Here is a 25,895-nt window from a genome sequence, read left to right on the forward strand (position 1 = left end):
ATAGGGACTACTGCGAACCAGGGTATTAAAACCACTTTTTGATGTTATCACCGCATCACCCCATAACGTTGTAACCACTGGGTTGCAATGACTTTAGTCCAACTTGGGTGCGGTTCGCTCAATGCAGGACTGATATCTTGGTTAGCGATATTGGCACTTGGGTGTGACAGTGAGGGTGGAGCAAACCATGCCTGTTGAGCTGCAGATAATTGCGATAAAGCAATCACACTGGTGTCGCCCCACACGTTTGCCTGTTGTTTTTTGGCCTGAGCTTTTGGGCTGAGTAAAAAGTTAACCACCAATTTAGCGCTATTTGTATGCGCTGCATTATAAGGAATGGCAATAAAATGGATGTTGCTTAAACTGCCATCACGCATGCGATAGCTTCTGGTGCTGTCTGGTAAATCAAAACGCGCGACAGCGGCTGGCACTTCGGCGGCTGAAAAGGTAAATGCCAATGCCAGCTCGCCATCGCCCATTAATCGGCGCAGTGCTAAACCGCTAGACATAAAGTGTTGACCTTTACGCCATAAGTTTGGATGTAAATCATTTAAGTATTGCCATAGGGCTGGCAATAATAATGCCTGGCTTTGAGCGCTCGCGGGTTGATAAAGCCTATTTTTTATTGCGTCGGTTTGGTTGTCATTAAGCGCAATGAGCGCGTATTTTAAAAAGCTCATGGCTAAAAAGTCAGGCGGCTTAGGGTAACTAAATCGCCCTGGATGTTGTTCGGCCCACAGACTTAATTGTTGTAATGTTTGTGGTGGCGTTTGGGTCAATAAGCTGTCGTAGTAAAACGTCAGTGCCGCTTTGCCCCATGGCGCCTCCATGCCTTGAGTGGGTACGCCAAAATCACGGGTCATGGCCGGATTATTATCAGGATCGGTTAAGGCAAAGTTGGGCAATTGCGCAACCCAGTTTGGCGCCAATAATTGATGCTTTGCCATCGCGGCAAAGTTTTCGCCATTAATCCACACTAAATCGACTTGACCGTTATTATCGTTACTGGCTGATTTTTCGGCCAATACTCGGCTAACGGCTTCGCCTGTGTCGGTGAGTTTGACATGGTGTAATGTGATTTGGTATTGCTGCTTAACTTGCTCTGCTACCCACTGAATATAGCGATTGATTTGTGGATCGCCGCCCCAGGCATGAAAGTACACATCCTGGTTAACACCACGCGTTTCAATCTCTTCCCATGCGGCAAACTCATTGGTTTGTGCATAAGCCACGCTCGTCCAAAGGCAAGTATATACACTGACACCCAATGCCAAAACCGCCACAATATGCTTAATTATGTTAGATATTTTACTGGAGAACATTGGCTTATCGAACCGCATTTAACGACCAGTTGTAGTCGAGGTAATCGATATCTAATTGCTGCTTGTTCGCGGTAGCTTGCTGAGCACCATTGAGTGTTAACGCGTTAGGGTACAGTAATAAAAACGCCTCAACAGAATCTGCCCCGGCAAAACCTTGAGTAAAGTCATCGCCATACCATTTAAAAATGGCAGACAAATAGACCGTGTCACCTTTGGCATAATTGCGGCTAGTGTCAGCTAAAAAACGCTTAGTTTGTGCATCGAGTTGTTGCTCAAGCTTAGCGCCGGTATAGGCTTCTTCAAGCAGCGCTGGGCAGCCAATGCTGGCACAATTTACGGCGAAATGAATTCTAGGATCGTTATATCGATCGCTACCACGGATCAGTTTATGTTCAATATCATTGAGGCTGCGGGTTTTGCCAAGTAAAGGAATAAAGCTTTTATCCCAAGGCGAGCTAAAAAATCCGCCGAGATCTTTAATTGACTCAATATCGGGATATTTAGTTAAGATAAGCTCAACGGTCCAGGCGTTATAAGCATTGATTAAAAATGCCAATTGCGTCGATTTATCCCAAGCATCAAATTGTGCCTGGCTGATGTTGCTTAGCTGCTCGAGGTAACTTTGCAGTTGAATGCGTTGCTGCTGCATTGCCGCATAATCTACCGCGCTACTGCTGCCATGATTAATCGGCTTTACGTGCTGATTCACCAGGGCTTGCCACTGTTGGTGTATTGTCTGCTCAGTTGTTGCCGCTGGCATTGCATCGGCAGCCACACTGATTTGGCTGAATAGCAAGGTGCTACAGAGCAGTGGCGCAATGACAATGCTTGCGACAAATGCCTTGAATATTGTACTCATTTTATTTGGCTCTCTTACTGCTATTGGCATAATCCCTTGCTGGGCAGTTTGCTATTGATTCATGCGTGTTTCTTTAAATATGCGTCAGCTAACCTGGGTTAACTGACGCCATCATTGGGCCGTCTTTTAAAGAATTAACCACGGCGCCATGTGTGATATTTTTCTAACCAGTGCAGTACAGTTGCCGGCGCGTGATTACGTTTCCACTCGCCTGCAGCGTACTTGTTGCCTTCGGCCCACGTTGGGTAACTGTGGATAGTCCCTAAAATCTTATTCAGCCCTAGGCCGTGTTTCATCGCTAATACAAACTCAGCAATTAAGTCGCCAGCATGTTCTGACACGACAGTAACGCCTAAGATTTTGTCTTTGCCTTTTGGGGTGATGACTTTAATAAACCCGTCGGTGGCACTGTCGGTTATAGCGCGGTCAAGCTCGGCAAAATCAAAGCGCGTGACTTCATAATCAATACCTTGTTGCTGAGCTTCGTATTCGTTTATCCCTACACGGGCCACTTCTGGATCGATAAACGTGGTCCATGGAATAACGCGGTAATCGACTTTAAATTTTTTCAAATGACCAAACAGCGCGTTTACTGCAGCGTACCAGCCTTGATGTGCTGCAACGTGAGTGAACTGATAAGGCCCAACAATGTCACCAGCGGCATAAATATTAGGGTATAGCGTTTCTAAATATTCATTGGTTTGAATTGTGCGATTGGTTTCAATGCCTAACTCTTCTAAACCGTAACCGCTTAGACGAGCACTGCGACCGACGGCGCATAATAGCTGGTCGTATTCGATGGCTTGCTCCTGGTCTTGATGTTTAACGATAAGGTATTTTTTACCTTCGCGCAGTTCACAGCGCAGGGCCTGGTGTGAGGTTAAAATGTTTACGCCACTTTTACGTAATGCCTGGGTGGCAAACTCAGACACTTCAAGATCTTCTTTGATCATGATGCGCTCGGCCATTTCAACTTGAGTGACCTGTGAGCCTAAACGGGCAAAGCTTTGGGCAAGCTCTGAACCTATTGGGCCGCCGCCTAACACCACTAATTTTTGTGGTGCGCTATCGAGTTTGGCAAATTCGTCCCATAAGGTGTCACTGGTAACATAACCGACTTCTTCAATACCTGGTAATGGCGGTACAAATGGGCGGGCACCAGTCGCAATCACAATGCTGCGCGCGGTTAGGCGAGTGGTATTGCCGTCTGGGTAGGTAATTTCTACTGTCCATGGGTCGATTAATTTGCCGTAGCCTTTGACCACATCAACACCTAAATTGGTGTAACGCTCAACACTGTCGTGCGGCGCAATATCGGCAACCACTTGATGTACACGTGCCATGACTTTTTTAAATGAAAACTCAGGTGTGGTGTCTTCTAGGCCGTAATGATGGGCATTACGTATCTGCTCGGCTATTTTGGCGCTTTTGATAATGGCCTTGCTTGGCACGCAACCGTAGTTTAAACAGTCGCCGCCCATTTCTCCGGCTTCAATTAAGGTCACCTTGGCTTTAACTGCTGCGGCAATATAACTGGTTACAAGACCACCCGCGCCAGCGCCAATCACAATAAGGTTGCGATCAAATTTAGCGGGTTTAGTCCATTTGCTGTATACGCGACGTTTTTTGATCATGTTAACAATAGCCTTAGCGATAAGCGGGAATAAGCCTAATAGTGCAAATGACAAAATTAGGTTGAACGATAAAATGTTCGATAAGCTGTCGATTTGTGCTAATTGAGTACCGGCATTGACGTACACAAAGGTGCCCAAAAACATACCGACCTGGCTTACCCAGTAAAAGGTCCACGACTTAAACGCGGTAACGCCCATTAGCATATTGATTAAAAAGAACGGGAAAATAGGCACTAAACGTAGAGTAAATAAGTAAAATCCGCCTTCTTTTTCAATCCCTGCATCAATCGCCGCTAAGCGCTCTGGAAAACGTTGTTTAATGGAGTCTCGTAATAAATAACGCGAGACTAAAAAGGCGAGTGTTGCACCAATACTAGAAGCAAAAGAGGCAATAATTACCCCTTCCATTAAACCAAATAGTGCACCTGAGGCGATGGTAAGAATTGCAGCGCCGGGTAGTGATAATGCCGTTACAGACACATACAATGCAAAGAAACCACCAATGACTAAGAAAGGAGATTCTTGGCGCAGTTGGCTAAATTGCTCCATTGATCCCTTTAGGCCATCAAGGGTGAGTAGCTGGTTTAAATCGAAGTGGAAAAATAACCCCACCATCGTTGCTGCAATAATAAGTAATACGATTTTTTTTAACATGTTTTATAGCCTTAAAATGAATGCTGCAATGTCAGGGTGGCATTAACCGGTAACTCAGGGTAAACCAAGGTAGAACCGAAATAGCCGCCTTCAAATACTGGACGCCAGTTCTTTTGGTTGGTGACGTTATTGACGTCTAATCTTAAACTTGTTTGTTCGCTAAAATCATAACGAGTATTGATATTGAGCGTGTACTGATCGCGAATATACACAGTCGCTAAATAGTCCAATGGGTAACTCTTGGTATATAGACCGGAGAAACCGACTTTCCATTTCTCAGTAATCGACATTCCACCATTAATTGTGAACGTTTGTTCAGGCAAACCTTGTACACGGCGGTCAGACGCTGCAAATGAAGCAAAGTTTGGCGCGCCAACTCCTGTGCCAGCAATGATATCTGGGCGTGAATTATCAAACGTATCGGCCACTTGAACCGTATCCTGGCTACTGGCAGAGTTATCATAACGCGCGTCTAAGTAACTGTAACCAGCGCTAAACCAGTAAGGGTCGGCGTCATAAAAGGCTTGCGCCTCAAATCCTTTAGTGCGAATACCTGTGTTGCTGCCATCACGATTTCGCAAACTGCGTTTTTGATCAAACACTGCCGCATCGACATACCAGGCGCTATCGCTTGGCGAATATTTAATGCCCACCTCAGTTAAGGTATTTTCGGTGGCAAAGTTTTGGCTGCTAATTTGGTTATTGGCGCCTAACGTGGTGCCGCCCGCCATGCTATTTGAGGTCGATTCGTTATAACTGGCGCTGGCATAGGTGGTGATAAAATCGCTGAGCTGATAGCTAATACTGATTTGCCCCGACTCGAGCATTTCATTAATTGAATCACTGGCGGCAATTTGCCCTTGGGGCGCTAAAGCATCTCGAGCTTCAACGTCATAAAAGTCGGCTCGATAGCCTATGCTGGTCGACAGTTTGTCGGTCCATTGGCTGTTGTGTTGAATCGCGAGGCCGGTTTGCCAGCTGGTTGAGTCTGTGGTGTCAGATAATGAATAATCGCCACTGTCATTTCCATCAATGTCGTATTGTGCACCAGGTGATACAAACACCCCTGGGCGCAGCTCAACCAGCCTTGCTTGCTGTTCTGCAGTAAGTGGAATTCGGCGGTTTTCAATGGGTCCGGTTAAATCAATCGGTAAATCCGCTTCGGTGGTAAATTGGCTGTAACCTAATACTTTGTTGTAACGAATATCAACAGCGGTAATAGTGCTTTGGGCATCGTTCCATTGATAGGCTAATTCAACTCGGTTTTGTGCGGTATCAGCGCCATCGATGATTTCAACAAAACTGTTTTGGGCAATTTCTTCGCGCTCTAAATGCTGGTAGTAAGTAATGTTTTTAAAGGTGGCTTTATCACTTAACTCACGCACGTAGGTGCTGTGAAGAATAAACGTTTGGGCGTTATTGATGTTGTCTGGATCGGTTAACACTTGGCTGCGATCAATGTTAACTAATCCGGTTGGCGATACGATAGCATTGGCGCCAGCGATGGTGCTGCCGTTAGGCTGAACACCCTGGCCAGTAACATATAAACCATGGTCGATTAATGCTTGAGTAGGGCGGTTAATCCCCGCGTTGTCGGTAAAGTCGACATCATAGTATTCGACATTGATGTCCCAGGTGCTGACATCGTCTGGCAATAGCCGAAATGCCACAAAAATACTGTCGCTTTGAAAACCAGAGTAATCGTAATAGCTACCGTTATCGATGTGCTCGACACTTAAACGAACACCACTTTGGTTTTCAACTATATCGGTTGCTACATCTAATTGAGCACGGTAATGATCCCAACTGCCTGCCGATGCGGTAAGTTTGGCAAATTTGTCATTAGTGGGCGCCACTTTAGAGTGCACATTCACAAAACCACCATTACGTTGGCTGGTGCCTAGCAATACAGGGGGCGCACCTTTTACTACATCAATTTGATCAATGGCGTTAAACGACATCGGAATACCGAAACCATTATTACCTGCTTGGCGGCGCACACCGTCTTGGTATAACTCGCCTAACTGACCACGAATAGTTGGCAAACTTGATGCGCCAAAGCCGCTAGCCGAATAACTATTAGGGCTGACTTTTTGAATATCTGACAAGTCGATAATATTAAGCTGTTCAATCATCTCACTGGTAATAGGCGTTACCGAGCGCGCAATATCTTTAAGCGCAATACCATCACCAAAAGGGCCATCGACAGTGCTGTTTTTAGGTGACAAACCCTTATCGTTAATGGCTTTGCCTGACACATGAATCACTTCGATAGTAGAAGTGTCTTCTGCCGCGACTGTTAACGAAGAGAATAGGGCTAAACCAACAGCTAGCGCTGTTAATGAACGGTTTGGATAACGATAAATAGGCATAATATTTTCTGCTGTGATGAACATGGCCTAAAAGACCTAATGATTAACGAATTTATTACAACCATCTTATGCCAAATTTTGTTTGTTTAGAACTTAATGGCATAAGTGGTTGTGCAATATCATCTGAGTTTATTCGGTCCATTGGGGGCTGGTTAACTTTTGTCGTTAATACCAGTTTAGCCTATTAAAAGCTCAGCAGAATGAGTTTTATTTATATTTTTTAAGGAATTAAGATGCAAACAACACTTACTAGCAATGTTCAAAGTAAATTGCAATGGTCGTTATTGTCTTTACGCTTAGGCGTATTTTTAGTGATGCTCGTGTGGACATTGGATAAGTTTGTCAATCCTGGCCATAGCATGAAGATATTCGAGAAGTTTTATGGGATTGGTGGTGTGAGTGAAGTCGCAGCGTATGTTATGGGTGGGTTACAATTATTATTGGTGTTTGCCTTCGTGCTTGGGATTAAAAAGCGCATCACTTATGGGGTGATATTCTTAATGCACGGTGCGTCAACCTTGTCGGCCTTTAATCAATATTTTGATGCATTTAATAACTTATTATTCTTTGCTGCATGGCCGATGTGGGCCGCGTGTTTTGCGTTGTACCTGTTAAGAGATGAAGACACCAAGTTTACGGTAAAATAAATCGCTGGTGACTTAACTGATAAAAAGGCCGACTAAATATTTTTAGCCGGCCTTTTTATTGGGCGCTCAAAATTAAATCATAATAGTAAGCAATACTGTTAAATAATACTGTTAAACAATCAATCCAAGCGCGATTGGAGCCTTACCAGGATGCCGCTAGTGAGTGTTATTAATTTGTATCACGATTACGAATAACCATAACGCTAAATAACACGACTATCACCATTTGCGTGCTTAAGCCTTGCCAGGTAGAGGCTATGCCTAACCAGCTAATCGACACATCTATAGGGAAGGGCGTCAGGCTGATTACAGCTGCTTCTTGTAGCGCCGAAATCCCTTTACCCGCCAAGATAAACGCTAAAATAAGCATAAAGTAAGAGCTTACAGCGAAGAAGCGAGCCAGCGGTAATTTAACGGAATAACGCATCATTAACCAAGCAATAACCGCCAAAATAGCGATGCCAGCGAGCAAACCATAAGCCAAGTAACTGACTTGTTCATTGCTGCTTGCAGAGCCTACGGCTTGTGTCAGTAATGACTGATAAAACAAGATGGTTTCAAATACTTCACGGTACACCGAAATGAATGCCAGACCCGTGAGTCCCCATAAGGTCCCGGTGTTTAAATGACGATCGACATTGTTTTTAATGTAACTTTGCCATTTAGACCCCTGGGTTTTACTGTGCATCCAATAACCCACATAAAACAACACTAACGCGGCTAACAGTGCTGCCCCGCCTTCCATTAACTCCCTTGAGGCACCGCTAATACTGATTAGGTTTTCTGCCGCCCACCAGGTAAAGACGCCCGCTATAAGAGCTGATATCCACCCAAAATGAACAAATTTAAGCGCATCACTACGCTGAGTTTTTATTAGCACTGTCATTAAGGCGATGATCACTAACAGTGCTTCTAATCCTTCACGTAGCAAGATGATTAATGCAGCCGAAAACATCGCGTTATTGGATAGTGATTGCCCGGTTAATACCGTGTCGGCTTGGTCTAGTTGAGTCAGAATACTGGTCAACTGTTGATTGACTTGAGTATCTTGTCCTGCTGTTTTTAGGATGTTTCTGAAATTAAGCAGTTGGCTTTCGATTGATTTACGCAAACCACTGTCGTGAGCATCTAGGTTGTTTTCGATTAATTCAAAACCATCAAGGTAGGCGCTAACGGCTAAGGTTTGTGCTTGTGCAAACTCATTTGCTTGGTAGGCTTTGACTGCAGCCTGTAAGTTGCTACGTGTCAACGAGATAGGCGACTGTGCATCCTGAAACAGTAACTCAGGCTGCGCACGTAATAACTCCAGTTGCTTGCGGTCAATATTGGCATTTTGTTCGAGTAACTGTGTCGGATTACTATTGACCCATTGCTGTAATTCAACATTCGTGTCGTGTTTGATGTGTTCTGTGGTTGTCGATGATGGCTCAAACGCTAAGCTGCCAACATAGAAAGCCAGTGACCAACGTTGTTGATCGTTTAACTCACTAAAGGCACGCATGGCACTGCCATCTAAACCATCAGAAATCGCATCGTAAAGTCCCAGTAATGATCGATTTAAGGCCCGTTCTTGATCGGTAAAATTAGTCGGCTCTGGTGACAGTGATTTAGCTAACGGCCCGTTGCCTTGGCCTAAATCACCATGACAAGTTGAACAGTTTTCGATAAAAAATTGCTTTACATGCTCTTTAGTTACAAGCTGTGTTGGTAGCACTAATGCCGGAGATTGGCTTAATAATTGTTTACGTATTTTTTGACTCAGCCCTTGAATAACATCCAGTGATGCTTTGTCTGCAATGACTTGCTGTAGCTGTATTGCGTCAGCGTTAAGTGAATCGGATTTATCGAGTGAGAGTAGATTCGCTTTTTCGATAATGATGCTAGCAAATTGCTGCATTTCAGCAAACTCATCAGGGTTAGCAATTTGACCGTCGGTCACCGCTTCTGAGTAATCTACGCCAATGTATTCGGCTAATTGAAGAATTTGCCGAGTCTGTTTGACTAAGTCTTGTGATGTTTGAAGTGACGTTTCTTGTTGTACTTCTTGTGATACTTCTTGTGATGTAAGTGTCGTATTTTGTGCCCATAACGATGTCGAAAACACCGAGATAATGGCAATGAATAAACAACGATTAATAACAGACGATGTGATCCGTTGTCGCCATAACGTGAAGCTGTTGAAAGTATCCAAGAGATTACCTTAATAGAAATGGAGGCGTTGATCGAGATACTGGATCTATCAATCAAACCAGGATGACAAATGATAATGATTGGCATTCTACTTTTTTGTTTACTGCTAAGCAATCACACTATAAGCGTGTTAATTAATGCGATTAATTTCGATAAGGCACATTTACCGGTTAATCATGTATGCAGTCACTGTTTAAGGTCAAAATAAGGCTTTTTTGTATATAAAACAGATTGAGGTGTTTATTTTTGTGCGGAGTTGTTACGGGTGTGTGGCTTACTTGCCACGAGTATTTAGTATTAATTATCACCGTTTGATATAAGTAGCTTCAGTATGAGATGAGAATGCACATCGTATTCTGCTTTATTGGGGTTATTCTGATTCTCTTAGAATAAGCATGATGAATAAGCTCGTTGAAATGTTTGGCGCTCTATTTTACTAATAACAAGACATTTGGGTTTACATATTTAGACATCAGTTAATGACAGTGGCGACTAGTGAGCCACTTTTACGCTAAACTTGGTATGTTATTGTAAGTTAAACATAGTAATTAGAATGATAAAAAGGTTAATGATGCAGAGCAACACAGTGAAAGGTAAAAATGAACATGCCAGCTAGCGCTTCGCTTAATGATGACCTGCGTTTAATTGATATTGGCATGGATCTGTTTATTGAGATCCACTTTGCCAATGGCAAAAAATTACAATCTCGTTCAAGCCTGATTGGTTATCAAATTAACCGGTTTATTTTGATTGAGTTTCCAACCAAAGATTTTTCAGAAGCGTATCAGCACATGCTTGCCAATGCCGAAATCGTGGTAAGGGCAATGACGAATAGCGGCTTTAAAGACATTATCGCTTTTAAAACGTCAATATTATCGGTGGTAAACCAACCTGTGCGCATGTTGTGTTTGAGTGTGCCTAAGTCTATTACCAAGAAACAAGTTCGTGAGCAATTGCGCGTCGATATTAAGCAAGATGTGTTTATTATGCACGACGATAATAAAATTAATGCCAAAATGCTCGACTTTTCATTGACGGGTTGTTTTGTCACATTGGCGCCTAAATCAATGAATATTGAGCAAAATGCAGAAATACATGTGGCGATTTCGATTGATGAAAACTTATCCGGTATTTTAACCGGAACCGCGGTTAAGGTGCAGCAACTTGAGGGGGAAATGACCGTAGGGGTAAAGTTTTCGAACGAACATCCGGAATTAAAAAACACCTTGTTTAGCCATTTCTTAGTGAGTACAACCAAAAAATAATGACTGCGTTTAGCGATTTTGAGACAAAAAAATGCGCATCATAATGATGCGCTAAAATTCACAAGCAAACTCGGTATATTATGTCTAGCCTATAATCCATCACAGGCTAAGCTTTTCAATCTTGTTAATCTAAAAAGTTTAAAATCCCCATCGCAGCATCACGACCTTCTGCAATTGCTGTCACGACCAAGTCAGAACCACGGACCATGTCGCCACCGGCAAACACTTTCGGGTTAGTGGTTTGGAATGGATTGTCATCAGTCTTAGTGGCTTTTACCAAGCCCCACTCATTGGTTTCGATACCAAAATCAGTAAACCATGCCGCTGGACTGGCTTGGAAACCAAAGGCGATGATCAGAGCATCAGTTTCTAGAATACTTTCGCTTCCAGGAATAACTTCTGCACGTTGACGGCCACTTGCATCAGCTGCACCCATTTGGGTTTCAACATACTCGATGCCGACAACGGTGCCATCTTCTGCTTTAATCGATACCGGTTGGCAGTTGAATAAAAACGTGACCCCTTCTTCGCGCGCATTTTGCACTTCACGGCGAGAGCCTGGCATGTTGGCTTCGTCACGACGGTATGCACAAGTCACGCTTTTAGCGCCCTGACGTACAGCTGTACGCACACAATCCATCGCAGTGTCACCGCCACCAAGCACCACGACATTTTTACCTTCTAGGCTTAAATAAGGCGTTGCGCTGTCTTCTGTCCCCATGATGTGGTGAGTATTCCCAATCAAGTACGGTAAGGCTTGAATAACACCTTGTGCGTCTTCATTGGGTAATTTCGCTTTCATGGCTGTGTAAGTCCCCATGCCGAGGAATACCGCATCGTATTCATCAAGTAAACTTTGAAAACTAATATCTTTACCAACCGTGACACCCATTTTGAATTGAATGCCCATGCCTTCAAGTACAGAACGACGCGTAGCCATTACCGCTTTATCAAGTTTAAATGATGGAATGCCATAGGTAAGCAAGCCGCCAATTTGTGGGTATTTGTCATACACCACAGCTTGTACGCCATTGCGCGCTAAAATGTCGGCACAGCCTAGACCAGCTGGTCCAGCGCCAATAATCGCTACACGTTCTTTGCGTGGTGTTACTTGGGTCATGTTGGGACGCCAGCCTTGAGCGATGGCAGTATCGGTAATGTATTTTTCAACATTGCCGATGGTGACCGCACCAAAGTCGTCATTAAGCGTACATGCACCTTCACACAAACGGTCTTGCGGGCATACACGACCACAAATTTCAGGAAGGGTATTGGTTTCGTGCACCAGGTCTGCCGCTTCCATAATGCGACCTTGTTCAGCCAGTTTTAACCAGTTTGGAATGTAGTTATGCAGCGGGCATTTCCATTCACAATACGGGTTGCCACAGTCAAGACAACGATCTGCTTGCTCTTTAACTTCAGGCTGAGTAAACGGCTGATAAATTTCAATAAATTGCGTAGCACGTTTTTTGGCTTCATGTTTTACGGGGTCAGCTCGACCCACTTCGATAAATTGAAAGTCATTGCTCATGATTATCCTGCCTTTACAACTAATTCCGGACTCTTCTGCTCTATTTTAAGCAGGTCAGCAACGGCAATATTCTTCGGTTTAACCAGTACGAAACAATCTAACCAGTTTTCAAAATCACTTAAAATTAAGTTGGCGTGTTCACTGCCGGTTTCTGCGAAGTGAGTTTCAATTAGGCCTTTTAAGTGCTGCTGGTGGATGGTCGATTCTACTTTTTGAGTATCAACCATTTCAGTGTTTACGCGGCGGTTAAAGCGACCAAATTGGTCAAACACGTAAGCAAAGCCACCTGTCATACCGGCGCCAAAGTTAACCCCTGTTTTACCTAAAATCACCACGATGCCTCCGGTCATGTATTCACAACCGTTATCACCGACACCTTCGACAACAGCAATTGCCCCTGAGTTACGTACGCCAAAGCGCTCGCCGGCTTGACCCGCTGCAAATAATTTGCCGCCCGTAGCGCCGTATAAACAGGTGTTACCCATAATGGCGCTACGTTCACTTTGGAACGGGCTGCCAATCGGTGGATGGATAACAATCTTGCCGCCAGACATGCCTTTGCCGACATAGTCATTGGCATCGCCGCATAACTTAAGTTCTAACCCTGGGCTGTTCCACACACCAAAGCTTTGACCTGCACTGCCGTTAAAACCAAGTCTAATAGGCTCTTTTGCACCTTTAACACCAATTTTAGTGGCAATAAAGCCCGACAATGCTGCGCCAACAGAGCGATCAGTATTGTTAATAGAGTATTGATACGAGTACGGCTCGCCAGCTTCAACAGCCGCTGAACAGTCGGCCAATAACGTTTGGTTAAGCTGACCCACATCTGACGGTGGATTAATTTCTTTCCAGGTCAATGCTGAGTTTGGCTTAACTGTTGGCTTGTATAAAATAGGCGTTAAGTCTAAACCACGTTGTTTATCGGTTTGACCTTCAAGCGCGTGTAACCAATCACTGCGCCCCACTAAGTCTTCAAACTTGACTACCCCTAAGGCCGCCATCCATTCACGGACTTCTTGAGCCACAAACTCAAAGTAAGTCATCACACGTTCTGGCAAGCCGTGGTAGTGATTCGCACGTAAGTTTTTATCTTGCGTTGCAACGCCTGTCGCGCAGTTGTTTAGGTGGCAGATACGTAAGTATTTACAACCCAGTGCGATCATTGGCACAGTACCAAAGCCGAAGCTTTCAGCACCTAATAATGCCGCTTTAATCACGTCAGTACCGGTTTTTAAGCCACCATCGACTTGTAAGCGGATTTTATGACGTAAGCCATTTTCAACTAGCGACTGATGCACTTCTGCTAAACCTAGTTCCCATGGCGAACCTGCATATTTAACCGAGGTAATTGGGCTTGCGCCTGTACCACCGTCATAACCCGATATGGTTATCATGTCGGCATAAGCTTTAGCGACACCGGTAGCGATGGTACCCACACCCGGTTCTGAAACCAGTTTGACCGACACGAGAGCTTTAGGATTGATTTGTTTTAAATCAAAAATCAGCTGAGCTAAATCTTCAATTGAGTAAATATCATGGTGTGGTGGTGGCGAAATTAAGGTAACACCAGGACGTGCATGACGAAGACCTGCAATTTCAACACTGACTTTATGTCCCGGTAGCTGACCGCCTTCGCCTGGTTTTGCCCCCTGAGCCACTTTAATTTGCAATACATCAGCGTTAACAAGGTAATGTGCTGTTACACCGAATCGGCCCGATGCAATTTGTTTAATTGCCGAGTTACGCTCGCTGTTAAAGCGTCTTGCGTCTTCTCCACCTTCACCAGAGTTAGAGCGGCCACCTAAACGGTTCATTGCAACCGCTAATGCTTCGTGAGCTTCAGGGCTTAATGCACCAATACTCATTGCTGCACTGTCAAAGCGCGAGTATAGCGTTTGTGCACCTTCAACTTTATCAATTTCAATAGCATCAAGTTGGCCTTTAATGCCAATAAGATCGCGTAACGTTGCCACTGGGCGGTCATCCACTAAGCGAGCAAACTTTTTGTACTCAACATAATCTTGGTTTTTAAGCGATGATTGTAAAGTGTTTACCACATCTGGGTTAAAGGCATGGTATTCACCACCTTCAACATATTTTAGAAGCCCACCTTGCGGTAATGGCACATGCGCACGATAAGCCGCGGTGTGAAGAATTTTTTGATCGCTTGCGATATGTTCAAAACCCACGCCTTCGATACGGCTAATTACGCCTTTAAAGCATAATTCAATAACGTCGCTTGCCAGACCCACTGCTTCAAACTGTTGGCTACAACGGTATGAACCAACGGTACTGATGCCCATTTTAGACATGATTTTACGTAAGCCTTTTTCAATGCCATAACGGAAGTTAAGCATTAATGGGGTCACGTCTTCTATTTGATGTAATTTTGCCATCGCAGAAATTGATTCATAGGCAAGATATGGGTAAATGGCCGTTGCGCCAAAACCCAGTAACACCGCAAAATGATGCGGGTCACGTGCTGATGCAGTTTCCACAATAATGTTGGTGTCACAGCGCAGGCTTTTATCGACTAAACGCGTTTGCACAGAACCAACAGCCATAGCAGCAGGGATCACTTGGGCATTTTGTGCCACAGCGCGATCAGACAATACTAATAGCGTTGTGCCACTGCGCGCTAAGCGCTCTGCTTCATCAGTAATACGATGAATGGCTTGCTCTAAGCTTTCGTGAGCGTCGTAGTTTAAGTCGACTGTGTTAGCGCGGTAGTTGGTGCTGTCTAAACCGAGTAGTTGGTTAAAATCACTGAACAATAATATCGGTGAGTTAAACATGACGCGGTAAGCATTGCCTGTGGTTTCGCTAAATAGGTTTTGTTCGCGGCCCACACATGTGGCTAACGACATCACGTGCTTTTCACGTAATGGATCGATAGGCGGGTTGGTAACCTGAGCAAATTTTTGGCGGAAGTAGTCATATAACGAACGTGACTTTTTCGACAAGACTGCCATTGGGGTATCGTCACCCATTGAGCCGATTGCTTCTTCACCTTGACTTGCGAGCACCCAAATAACTTGCTCTAGCTCTTCGCGAGTAAAGCCAAATTGCTTTTGGTATTGCAATAATGTTTTGCTATCAAAACCGCTCGCACCTTGTTTCGTCGGTGCCATTTGTTCAGCAGGGATCAAGGTTTGGCTGTTTTTGGCCATCCATTCTTTGTAAGGATGACGACGCTTTAGGTCATTATCGATTTCGAATGATTGGTATAAACGACCATTTACAGTGTCTAGGACTAATAACTCTCCAGGACCGACACGGCCTTTTTCAATCACTTCATCAGCCGCATAATCCCAAATACCGACTTCTGAGGCTAAGGTTAAAATCCGGTCTTTGGTGATCACATAACGAGAAGGGCGCAAACCATTACGGTCAACGGCACAAGCCGCATGGCGACCATTGGTCATTACAATACCCGCTGGGCCATCCCAGGGTTCCATGTGCATTGAGTTAAAGTCATAAAAGGCTTTTAGCTCGTCATCCATTTCCGGGTTTGATTGCCACGCAGGTGGAATAAGCAAACGCATGGCGCGGTATAAGTCCATACCACCCGATAACAGCATTTCTAGCATATTATCTAAAGAGGATGAATCTGATCCCGTTTCGTTCACAAATGGGGCTGCTTGTTGTAAATCTGGTAACAGTGGCGAATTAAATTTATAAGCACGAGCGCGTGCCCATTGACGGTTACCCGTAATGGTATTGATTTCACCGTTGTGCGCTAAATAACGAAACGGTTGTGCTAATGGCCATTTTGGCGATGTGTTGGTAGAAAAGCGCTGGTGAAACAAACAAATAGCACTTTTTAAGCGAATGTCGGCAAGGTCTGTATAAAATGAAGGCAAATCTGCCGGCATCATTAGGCCTTTATAGACAATCACCTGGCCAGATAAGCTGGCGACATAAAAATCTTTGTCATCGGTAATTTGTTGTTCAAGACGACGGCGCGCCATATAGAGGCGACGTTCAAGATCTTTTTCACGCCATCCCACTGGCGCATTAATCAGAACTTGGTAAATTTGTGGCAAACTTGCTCGGCCAATCTCCCCCAGAACATCTGGATTAACCGGAACCTTACGCCAACCAGCAACACTCAGTGTTTCTCTTTGTAGTTCTTTTTCTAAAATTAATTTAGCTTCGTCAGCGCGTTGTTCGTCTTGGCTGAGAAATAGCATACCAACGGCAAACTTTCGGCTTAAGTGCCAATCGTTTTCTGCTGCGATAGCTTCAAAGAAACCCGTAGGCATTTGCATTAATAAACCACAGCCATCACCTGTGCGTCCGTCAGCTGCAATACCACCACGATGCTTCATTCGATCGAGACCATGAATTGCGGTGCGCACAATGCGATGACTAGCGTCGCCGTCCATTTGTGCTATTAAACCAAATCCGCAATTGTCACGCTCAAAACTGGGATGATACAAGCTCATACAAAAAACCCCCTAAACCTCTACTGGATACGACTCGGGGTAAATGTGAAACATTCCATAGATATGCACCCGAACCATTCAAATTAAACCGAGAATGCATAAAGGTCAAACCAAAAAAATGCAACAAACTGAAATATAATTACCAAAAAAGCGTAACAACCTATCAAGTTTACGTTAACGTCAACTGCAATTATGTTGCTATAACCTTCTGAATAAAAACAATTTTAGAAAGTATTCAAACAAATGATTACCTTTTGGCAACAATTCGTTAAAATTGTATTTGAAATAAAAATAATGAATTTTATTTCAAATACAGTTAATGGGTAAAAAATTATTCTAAATGAGTAAATATTCATTTTTAGTCATATAAATACACTTGGCATTGTTTTAAACGATTTTCCCTTCAATATCTCAGTTTGCAGCATACTTGAGTTGATCGAGCATTTTATTGATTTAGCACCAAGACAGACGTTTAACTGCTCCCTAAACTGACGCCCTTTTGATAAATATTAAGGGCTTATTGTGGGCTTAGACGATTACGTGAATACTTTTGGCTCTTACTGCAAAGCCCGATATGGTGAGCGCATCAAAAAACTCACTATTGACGCGCAATTTACCTGCCCAAACCGTGATGGCACACTAGGTATTGGTGGGTGTACCTTCTGTAATGTGGCTTCATTTAATGCTCAGCAAGGTCTCGAGCAGCCCATCTCTACACAACTTGCTGAAGGAAAGTTGCGAGCACATTTATTTCCTCATAATGACCAAAAAGCTCGGCATGCGAAGGTGTCGAGTGCCAAGTATATTGCTTATTTTCAAGCATATACGAGCACCTATGATGAATTTAGTCTGTTAAAACGCAAATACGATCAAGCCATTGAAGATAAAGATATCGTGGGTTTACATATTGGTACCCGTCCTGACTGCGTGCCAGATGACGTGATCGATTTATTGGTTGAGTACCAACAGCAAGGCCTTGATGTATGGTTAGAGCTTGGATTGCAAACAAGTAATGCGCTAACGCTAAAAAGGATTAATCGCGGCCATCTCTTAAATGAATATCGTAAAACCGTTCATGCAGCACGTTCACGTGGCATTAAGGTATGTACGCACTTAATTTTAGGTTTGCCTGGTGAAACAACGGTTGATTACTTTAATAGTTTACAAACCGTATTAGGCATCGGTGTGGACGGGATCAAATTGCATCCTTTGCATATCGTAGAAGGCAGCACGATGGCAAAGCAATGGCGCTATAAGCCTACGCCTTTATTAACTCTCGAAGAATATGCTTCTGCTGCGGCCACGCTTATTCGCCATACGCCTGAGCACATTATTTATCATCGCGTTACCGCTTATGCTAAAAAGCCGATGTTACTCGCACCAGACTGGTGTGCTTATCGCTGGGATGGATTAGTTGCGATTGTTGATGAACTTCGAGAATACGGTGGTCAAGGCAGTGCATTGATTGGCCAGTACAAAACCGCTTAGCATTATGTAGAGAGTTAGGGTGTTTGCATTTTTAATCGCCTAATTGAATGAATTACTACCAAAATGAGCTTTTTTTAAACATTGGTAATACCAGTGGTACCATGGTGTTAATCAGTTGTTATCATTTCAAATAAAAGCAGTGCAATCCATTGGCAAGTCTTGCATAGGGTATTTTACTGGGTATTATGTTTGTAATTTTATAGCGTTAGATTTTATAGAGGTGTCACCATGGCCACAACGCAGTTAGACTCAATATTGGATCTCAATACACTTGAGCAATATATCAGTGCCATTGGTGCTGGGACTTTATTAAAAAGCGTGGTGTTATTTGAGCAGTTAATGCCTGAGTATGTCAGTAGCTTAGTTAAAGCGGATGATGCAAGCGACAAAGAAACCTTATGTGCAGAAGCACATAAGTTTAAAGGTGCGGCAGGTTCTGTTGGGTTAAAGCGTATTCAGCAATTTGCTCAGTTGTTACAACATAGCGAAGAAGCAAATTGGGATGCGGAACATAAAACTTGGCTTGGCCAAATTGTTGAGCATGCAGCTAAAGATTTACAGCAATTAAAAGAGTACTTAGAAGCTAAAGCCTGATGAGCATTAAGCTCGTATGAGTACGCTGTTAACCATAAGCTTTTAACAGTAAGCTCATCGCAATGAAAGAGAATGCCTCATGTTGATGAGGCATTTTTTATGGGCGTTTGTCATGTCCTCGTTATCATAAACTTGTTATTCGGCCATATTTAATTCATTATTCGAATCAACATCGACAAGGGCAATCGCTTATATGAAAAATCTTCCTAGCCTTAAAAATCTATATTATTTAGTGCATTTACATCAAGAACAAAACTTCAACCGTGCTGCAAAAATGTGCTTTGTGAGTCAATCTACGCTTTCAAGTGGTATCCAAAATCTTGAAGAACAACTGGGCTACCAACTCATTGAGCGTGATCATAAGTCATTTATGTTTACTGCCATTGGTGAAGAGGTGGTTGAGCGTGCGCGAAATATATTAACCAATGTGGATGATTTAGTTGAGCTGGTTAAAAACCAAGGTGAGCCAATGACGGGTGAAATCCGTTTAGGCTGTATTCCAACGATTGCACCATTTTTACTGAGTCGTGTGGTTAAGTTATGTCAGCAAGATTACCCTAAGCTGAGCTTATTATTAAAAGAAGACACCACTGAGCGTTTGCTTGATGCATTAGCTAAAGGCGAGTTAGATTTACTCATATTGGCATTACCCGTTGATACGAATGGTTTTCATAGTATGAAAGTCGGGATTGACCCGTTTAAGATGGTCATGCATAAAGAGTTATCAGAAGGTGTTGTACAGCCTATTGATTATCAAAAAATGCCAGATGAGAGCATCTTTTTACTGCAAGCAGAGCACTGTATTACGGGCCATGCGATTACAGCATGTCAGTTAGGAGATAGTTCCAAGGTGAATCCATTTGCGGCAACCAGCTTGCACACGTTAGTGCAGATGGTTAATAGCAAATTAGGCACCACTTTTTTACCTCAGATGGCTATCGACACCGGAATCTTACACGACACCGATTTAATCGCGATGGACCCACCTGGTGAAGCACCTTACCGAGATATTGGGTTAGTGTGGCGTCAAACAACCAGCCGTATTTCGACGTTTAGAACACTAGGCTTAGCCATTCAGAAAAAGTTATTAGCACAAGAATTGCCTAAATAACCACTGCTTAATCGTTAAGATGAGCGGGTTTGATGGGAGCAGCACCAAAGACTTCAATTGGGTGTTGCTTTCCTTTTAGGACGATAGGCCCTAAATCTGTTAATTGATATTGGCTATTTTGCTGTTCAAGACGATGCACCACATCCCCAGATAACAACATTCTTTGGCCTAATGGATTACATTGATCTTGCAGCCTTGCCAGCGTGTTAAGCACATCACTAAAGAAACTAATCTCTTGTTTATGCACGCCAACTACTGCCGCAACGACTTGGCCACAATGTGCCGCCGCTTTAAATTTAGGCACAAACCCATATTGCTGCTCAAAATATTGAGTTTGCCATTTGAGTTGCTGGCAAAATTCAAAATAAATGTTCATACAGCGATCGTGCTTTATTCCTTGCTCTAAAGGCCAATGGATTAATACCGCATCGCCCATATAACGATAAATCTCAGCTTCATTGTCCGATACGGTATCGGCCAACATACTAAAGCTGTCTTGAATTAAGCGACTAAAGCGATAATCACCTAGAGTCTCAGCATGTGCTGTCGATGACACCATATCGATAAACAAGAATAATTGATGTTCATATCGAGGTTTATGATATCGACCTAAGCCGATATTCAGCAGCACTTTAGGTCCCACTAACAGTGCCATTTGCTCGATAAACGCTAAGCTGACCCGTACCACAACAAGATAGACCACCAACGCCTGAAATGATGGACTGTAAATAATGTGAATGCTGAGCATTTGTCTTAGTGTCACCATGTGGTTGTCAATTGCCCACATATTTAAAAATTGAGTGACATAAGCAAGGGTGGTCGCGCCGAGGAGTAAAAACAGGCCTTTAAATACAACTGAAAATAAATAAGGCAGGCGGCTGATTGCGCTAAAGTCGGCGATTAAATTCGACATCCAATGCAATCCGCCAAAGATAAACCCCATAAATACCGCAAGCGTGGCTAAATCGGCATTACTAATGGCCCAATCGGGAAGCTGTGCAGATTGTGAATAGCGAAAAAACACAAATGACGCCATTGCGACGCACCAAGCAAACACGGCGAATAATAATTTTTGAGTCTGACGGCGTGCTTTCACTAGGAAATTAAGGGTCCGAATGGCTTAGTAATAAGCGGTGTAGTTTATAGAATAACGGTTCGGTTGGGATAGTTTATTTGTGATGTAGATCAAGAGATGTGCAGAAAAATGTGTCCCAGTGCAAACTTTTGTCCTGATGATGGAACTCGCGACCAATAATCGTGGACGTTAATTTAGGCAAATGCATTATTTAAAATTTGTTGCGTAAACTCGATTTTCAGATAAAAGCCACGAGGATTAGATAACTGTATGCTGCCATTTTCGGCAATACTTTCGGTTAATGTATGGCTATTAGCGGCTTTAGGCCGAAGCTGCAACACCTCACCATGACGAGCTGTAATTTTATCGACCTTACCCAATGCGATAAGCTCCATAATTTCTTCCCAATCTTGTTGCAGTTGTTGCGCTTGCAATGCATTAGGTTGCCACAAAATGGGGGTGCCTATGCGTCGTTCTCCCACAGGGATGCTGCGCTCACCTTCAACAGGTACCCACAGCACGTGTTGCAACTTATGAAATACAACACTGTCTTGCCATGTTAACCCTTGAATGTTGATCAGTGGCGCCACGGTGACATAAGTGGTTTCGAGCGGCTTACCTTTATAGTCAATAGGGATGGTTTTTAGCTCAACACCGAGGTGAATAAAGTCAGGTTGTGGTTTTGAACCTGCTAAAGCGCCTAATTCAGATTCGATCAATTGCCCAACCCAACCTTTATCGCGTCTTAGGTTCTCTGGTACCGCTATTTGGTTATCTGCTGCAATATCCGCAAGACGGATACCCGCCATATCATGCGCTCTTTGCATTAATTCATGAATGTCTTTCGGGGACGATTTTGCCATGATCCAACAGGTACCTTTGTATTGATGCAAGTCATCGATGAAAATAAGTGTCTATATAAGTGTTCTATATTTGGTAACCGTTAACCCGCTTAACATGCTCTAACTGTTGGATAGACGTGTGGATACGCCAACCGTAGGATATATTGAGGCTAACCTTAGCAGTGCCAAAAACAGCGTGCAGTATGCTAGCAAGTATTGATTAACAATAACAAGTTTACTGAGTGCAAATTTACTGGTTAAAAAACAACCTTAAATGTTGAGGGTAACAAAATACAATTGCATGTTGTTTTAAGGTATTGTTTTAAAAATGTTTTTTCGTTTATTTGTTTAGATGGTTTTGACTTGTCCCAAGTTACTCTCTCTTTTCCCTGTATTTCACACATAGTTATCCACAGATTTAATGGATAACTGTTATTCTCAATGTCTTTAACTGATTAAAAAGGTCAAGTCAACGCAATAAAATGGCTTTTTTAACAGTTTAATTTAAAAAAAGCCTTGTTATTTGTGCATAACTTATGAGGTGCTAGGGTATTTAGGTCACTTATTTGTTGCTGTTCGTTTTTTGCTCAAATATTGCGATCGATCGTATTTTTTATTTTGACATACAATTAAGCTGTTGTATTTATATGGTATTATCGTGTCAGTTATATGGTTCGTAAAAATGGTTTACTGCCGGTTTTTACATCTTAATCAAGGTTTACCAAAGTTTCGAACAGAGATATCCACAGATTTTGTGGATAATCGACAAGTGTAATGGATTTGGCTGTTGATAAAGTCTATTTGTACACAATGTTATTCAATTATCCACAATGTAGGGTATGGGTTGCGCTGCATAGTCGCTGTTAATCGTGGGTGCTTATTGCCTTGCTTACAATGAAATGGATGAGTGAATTCGAGCTAAGTGTTAAGCAAAGACTTATTTTTATGCAATTTCCTGATTTTAATTTAATTATCCCGCCATGTAAGGTGAATTGAGGGTAAATAGAGGTTTGCCGATAGGCATGCTTTGTGAAACAATCAAACGATATAAAATTTGTTAATTTTGGAGTCCATGTGATTGATAGCGACGGCTTTCGCGCAAATGTGGGCATCATTATCTGCAATAAATTTGGACAAGTAATGTGGGCTCGGCGTTTTGGCCAACATTCATGGCAGTTTCCACAGGGTGGGTTAGATGATGGCGAGTCTGCAGAAGAAGCCATGTATCGTGAACTTTACGAAGAAGTGGGGCTGAGACCCGAGCATGTTCAAATTTTAACATCCACTCGCTCCTGGTTACGTTACCGTTTACCTAAGCGTTTGGTTCGCCAAGAAAGCAAACCCGTTTGCATTGGCCAAAAGCAGAAATGGTTTTTACTACAATTAAAAGGTCACGATAATACCATTAACTTAAATTCTTCAGGTCATCCAGAATTTGATGATTGGCGTTGGGTGAGTTATTGGTATCCCGTTCGTCAGGTAGTGTCTTTTAAGCGCGATGTATATAGAAAGGTGATGAAAGAGTTCGCATCGACGACATTAGCGCTGCAAACGCGCGAATTGAGTAACAAACGAAGCAAACAACGGAGTTAACTGATTTCATAGAGGGTTGGAACAGTGTTAAGTATGCTCAGGGATATCACCCAAGCGGTAGCGAGAGCGAATAGCTTGGAGAGTGCATTAAATATTTTGGTGGCGCAAACGCGTATCGCGATGGCGACGCATTGCTGTTCTATTTATATCCTCGAGCAACAAAACTTGGTGCTATCGGCCACTGAGGGACTTGAAAAGTCCGCAGTCGGCCGAGTCAGTATGCCCCTTTCAGAAGGGTTAGTCGGCTTAGTCGCCCAACGTGAAGAAGCCGTTAATTTGGCTGACGCACGTATTCACCCGCGTTTCAAATTATTCCCCGAAGCTGTTGAAGAAGAGTACCGAGCCTTTTTGGCGGTCCCCATTATTTTTCAAAAATTGGTTGTTGGCGTCATTGTTGTACAGCAACCTGAAGCTAGACAGTTTAGCGAAAATGAAGAAGCATTTTTGATGACGCTGGCTGCCCAGCTTGCGGTTGTGATCAGAAGTCTGAAGCATAAAGCTGCTATTACGAATGTTCAGCATCAAGTTGTATTTAATGGTGTCACGGCATCGAGTGGCATCGCAATTGCCCATGGTTTAGTGCTCGGTGGCACGATTTCATTGGAGCAGCCAGAATTACATTGCGCCGATATTGACAGTGAATTACGCCGACTTAAACATGCCATGCAACGCTGCAGTGATATGTTGTCTTCTATTTCACAGCGTTTTGAGCGCGAAAAGTCGGGCGATGTAGCCTCTATTTTTACCGCATTCCAATTACTACTCGACGAGTCTAGCTTAGGCGGCGAATATGCGCGCGAAGTTGCACTTGGTTGGCAGTCAGAGTCAGCAGTGAGCCGCGTCTCTCTTCGTTATATTGAACAATTTTTGGCGATGGAAGACCCGTACTTAAAAGAACGGGCTAGCGATATTCGAGAACTCGGCCAAAAAGTGCTACGACAATTGATTGAGCCTGGGCGCTTAGAGGTCGATCCTGATAAGCCGGTTATTTTAGTGGCTAAAGAAGTAGATGCGACATTACTCGCTGAATTTCCAAGGCAAAAGCTAGCGGGGATTGTAACTGAGCGCGGTGGGGTCAATGCCCATGCTGCAATCTTAGCCCGTGCTTTAGGTGTCCCTGCTATTGTGGGCACAGAAGATATTCTGTCAGCGGATATCGATCAAAAATTATTAGTGCTTAATGCAACGCGAGGCCAACTACTCGTTTCACCTTCTCCTGCAGTGATTGAAGAATATCAATTACTGCTTGATGCTGATGTTGAAAAACAAAAGCAATTTTCTGCAGAGTTGAGTTTACCGTCGATTACAACAGACGGTCAGCGGATCCAGCTATACCTCAATGCAGGCTTGTTAAGCGGTATTGCGTCTGAAATTGCCGAAGGTGCCGATGGCATTGGTCTTTATCGTACCGAAATCCCCTTTATGTTACATCAACGCTTTCCAAGTGAAAGCGAACAAATCAATGTTTATCGCCAAGTGCTTAGCGCTGCAGGTGAAAGACCTGTGGTGATGCGCACATTAGATGTGGGTGGAGATAAGCCGTTACCGTATTTTCCGATCAAAGAAGATAATCCGTTTTTAGGATGGCGCGGTATACGTTTGTCGCTCGATCATCCCGAATTATTTTTAGTGCAGTTACGCGCTATGTTACAGGCGGGTGGCAAAGGTAATCAGCTACAAATTTTATTACCTATGGTGAGTAACCTCGATGAGATCGATCAAACCTTGGCTTATCTTGAGCAAGCGTTTACTGAATTAAACCAAGAATTCAACACGATTTTAGTGAGACCTAAAGTGGGTGTCATGCTTGAAGTGCCCGCGTTACTGTATCAATTACAAGACGTAGCCAAACGTGTCGACTTTGTGTCTGTGGGCAGTAACGATTTGACCCAATATCTGTTGGCTGTCGATCGCAATAACCCCAGTGTTAGCTCCTTATTTGACAGTTATCATCCGGGGATCTTACGTGCGCTAAAAATGGCTGTAGATGATTGTAAACGTTATGATTTAGACGTGAGCGTTTGCGGGGAATTAGCCGGTGAACCCTATGGCGCATTATTGTTAGTGGCGATGGGCTACCATAAGTTGAGTATGAACCAAGCCAGTTTAGCCAGGATTAACTATCTACTTAGACGTGTTTCACAGCAAGATTTATCTGAGTTACTTATCATTGTGCTGCGCCAATCTAATGGCCAACAAGTACGAACTTTATTAGCTAATTTTTTACAAAAACATGATTTAGATGATTTAATTAATCCGTAAATAGT

16 protein-coding genes are annotated in these 25,895 nt (G+C 43.3%); 7 read left to right on the top strand and 9 right to left on the bottom strand.

Annotation, left to right across the window (positions count from 1 at the left end; translation table 11 throughout):
- Positions 1–47: 47 nt before the first annotated feature.
- From AC19MX_RS06490 to AC19MX_RS06505, 4 genes are all read right to left on the bottom strand, one after another.
- Complete coding sequence (locus AC19MX_RS06490) at positions 48–1,232, bottom strand: ABC transporter substrate-binding protein (RefSeq protein WP_498297163.1); 1,185 nt, start codon at positions 1,230–1,232, stop codon at positions 48–50.
- Positions 1,233–1,326: 94 nt separating this feature from the next.
- Positions 1,327–2,082 (bottom strand): DUF547 domain-containing protein, encoded by a 756-nt coding sequence (locus AC19MX_RS06495; protein WP_498297259.1) that lies wholly within the window; start codon positions 2,080–2,082, stop codon positions 1,327–1,329.
- A 233-nt stretch (positions 2,083–2,315) separates the two neighbouring features.
- On the bottom strand, positions 2,316–4,469 hold the full coding sequence (locus AC19MX_RS06500; protein WP_498297165.1) for a dihydrolipoyl dehydrogenase family protein: 2,154 nt from the start codon (positions 4,467–4,469) through the stop codon (positions 2,316–2,318).
- Positions 4,470–4,480: 11 nt separating this feature from the next.
- Complete coding sequence (locus AC19MX_RS06505; RefSeq protein WP_498297260.1) at positions 4,481–6,841, bottom strand: TonB-dependent receptor; 2,361 nt, start codon at positions 6,839–6,841, stop codon at positions 4,481–4,483.
- A 233-nt stretch (positions 6,842–7,074) separates the two neighbouring features.
- Between AC19MX_RS06505 and AC19MX_RS06510 the strand changes: the two genes are divergently transcribed.
- Positions 7,075–7,488 carry a hypothetical protein gene (locus AC19MX_RS06510; RefSeq protein WP_498297167.1) on the top strand — a complete coding sequence of 138 codons (414 nt, stop codon included), beginning with the start codon at positions 7,075–7,077 and terminating at the stop codon, positions 7,486–7,488.
- Between the two features lie 169 nt (positions 7,489–7,657).
- On the opposite strand, the gene AC19MX_RS06515 is transcribed toward AC19MX_RS06510, so the two are convergent.
- Positions 7,658–9,679: a cytochrome c/FTR1 family iron permease gene (locus tag AC19MX_RS06515; RefSeq protein WP_498297169.1), complete on the bottom strand. Its 2,022-nt coding sequence runs from the start codon at positions 9,677–9,679 to the stop codon at positions 7,658–7,660.
- Positions 9,680–10,283: 604 nt separating this feature from the next.
- Between AC19MX_RS06515 and AC19MX_RS06520 the strand changes: the two genes are divergently transcribed.
- Entirely contained in the window at positions 10,284–10,943 is a 660-nt protein-coding gene (locus AC19MX_RS06520; RefSeq protein WP_498297171.1) for a flagellar brake protein, read from the top strand.
- A gap of 124 nt (positions 10,944–11,067) precedes the next feature.
- On the opposite strand, the gene AC19MX_RS06525 is transcribed toward AC19MX_RS06520, so the two are convergent.
- The gene (locus AC19MX_RS06525) at positions 11,068–12,474 is read right to left on the bottom strand and encodes an FAD-dependent oxidoreductase (RefSeq protein WP_498297172.1); all 1,407 of its coding nucleotides are present in this window, start codon (positions 12,472–12,474) and stop codon (positions 11,068–11,070) included.
- Positions 12,475–12,476: 2 nt separating this feature from the next.
- The gene (gene gltB, locus AC19MX_RS06530) at positions 12,477–16,925 is read right to left on the bottom strand and encodes a glutamate synthase large subunit (RefSeq protein WP_498297173.1); all 4,449 of its coding nucleotides are present in this window, start codon (positions 16,923–16,925) and stop codon (positions 12,477–12,479) included.
- Positions 16,926–17,447: 522 nt separating this feature from the next.
- Here gltB and mnmL point away from each other — a divergent pair.
- The 3 genes from mnmL (at position 17,448) to oxyR (ending at position 20,118) form a co-directional block, all read left to right on the top strand.
- Positions 17,448–18,413: a tRNA modification radical SAM protein MnmL/YtqA gene (gene mnmL, locus AC19MX_RS06535; RefSeq protein ID WP_498297175.1), complete on the top strand. Its 966-nt coding sequence runs from the start codon at positions 17,448–17,450 to the stop codon at positions 18,411–18,413.
- Between the two features lie 228 nt (positions 18,414–18,641).
- Positions 18,642–19,007: an Hpt domain-containing protein gene (locus tag AC19MX_RS06540; protein ID WP_432399324.1), complete on the top strand. Its 366-nt coding sequence runs from the start codon at positions 18,642–18,644 to the stop codon at positions 19,005–19,007.
- Positions 19,008–19,200: 193 nt separating this feature from the next.
- A complete protein-coding gene (gene oxyR / locus AC19MX_RS06545; protein ID WP_432399323.1) occupies positions 19,201–20,118 on the top strand; it encodes a hydrogen peroxide-inducible genes transcriptional activator OxyR in 918 nt (305 codons plus the stop codon).
- Positions 20,119–20,125: 7 nt separating this feature from the next.
- Here oxyR and AC19MX_RS06550 read toward each other — a convergent pair whose 3' ends face one another.
- Positions 20,126–21,154: an adenylate/guanylate cyclase domain-containing protein gene (locus AC19MX_RS06550; protein ID WP_432399322.1), complete on the bottom strand. Its 1,029-nt coding sequence runs from the start codon at positions 21,152–21,154 to the stop codon at positions 20,126–20,128.
- Between the two features lie 233 nt (positions 21,155–21,387).
- Positions 21,388–22,056, bottom strand: a complete 669-nt coding sequence (mutH, locus tag AC19MX_RS06555) for a DNA mismatch repair endonuclease MutH (protein WP_498297177.1) — start codon at positions 22,054–22,056, stop codon at positions 21,388–21,390.
- Between the two features lie 1,053 nt (positions 22,057–23,109).
- Here mutH and rppH point away from each other — a divergent pair.
- Positions 23,110–23,628, top strand: a complete 519-nt coding sequence (gene rppH, locus AC19MX_RS06560) for an RNA pyrophosphohydrolase (RefSeq protein WP_432399320.1) — start codon at positions 23,110–23,112, stop codon at positions 23,626–23,628.
- Between the two features lie 24 nt (positions 23,629–23,652).
- Entirely contained in the window at positions 23,653–25,890 is a 2,238-nt protein-coding gene (ptsP, locus tag AC19MX_RS06565) for a phosphoenolpyruvate--protein phosphotransferase (protein WP_498297179.1), read from the top strand.
- Positions 25,891–25,895 lie beyond the last annotated feature (5 nt).

The organism is Shewanella sp. MF05956 (assembly GCF_059758055.1).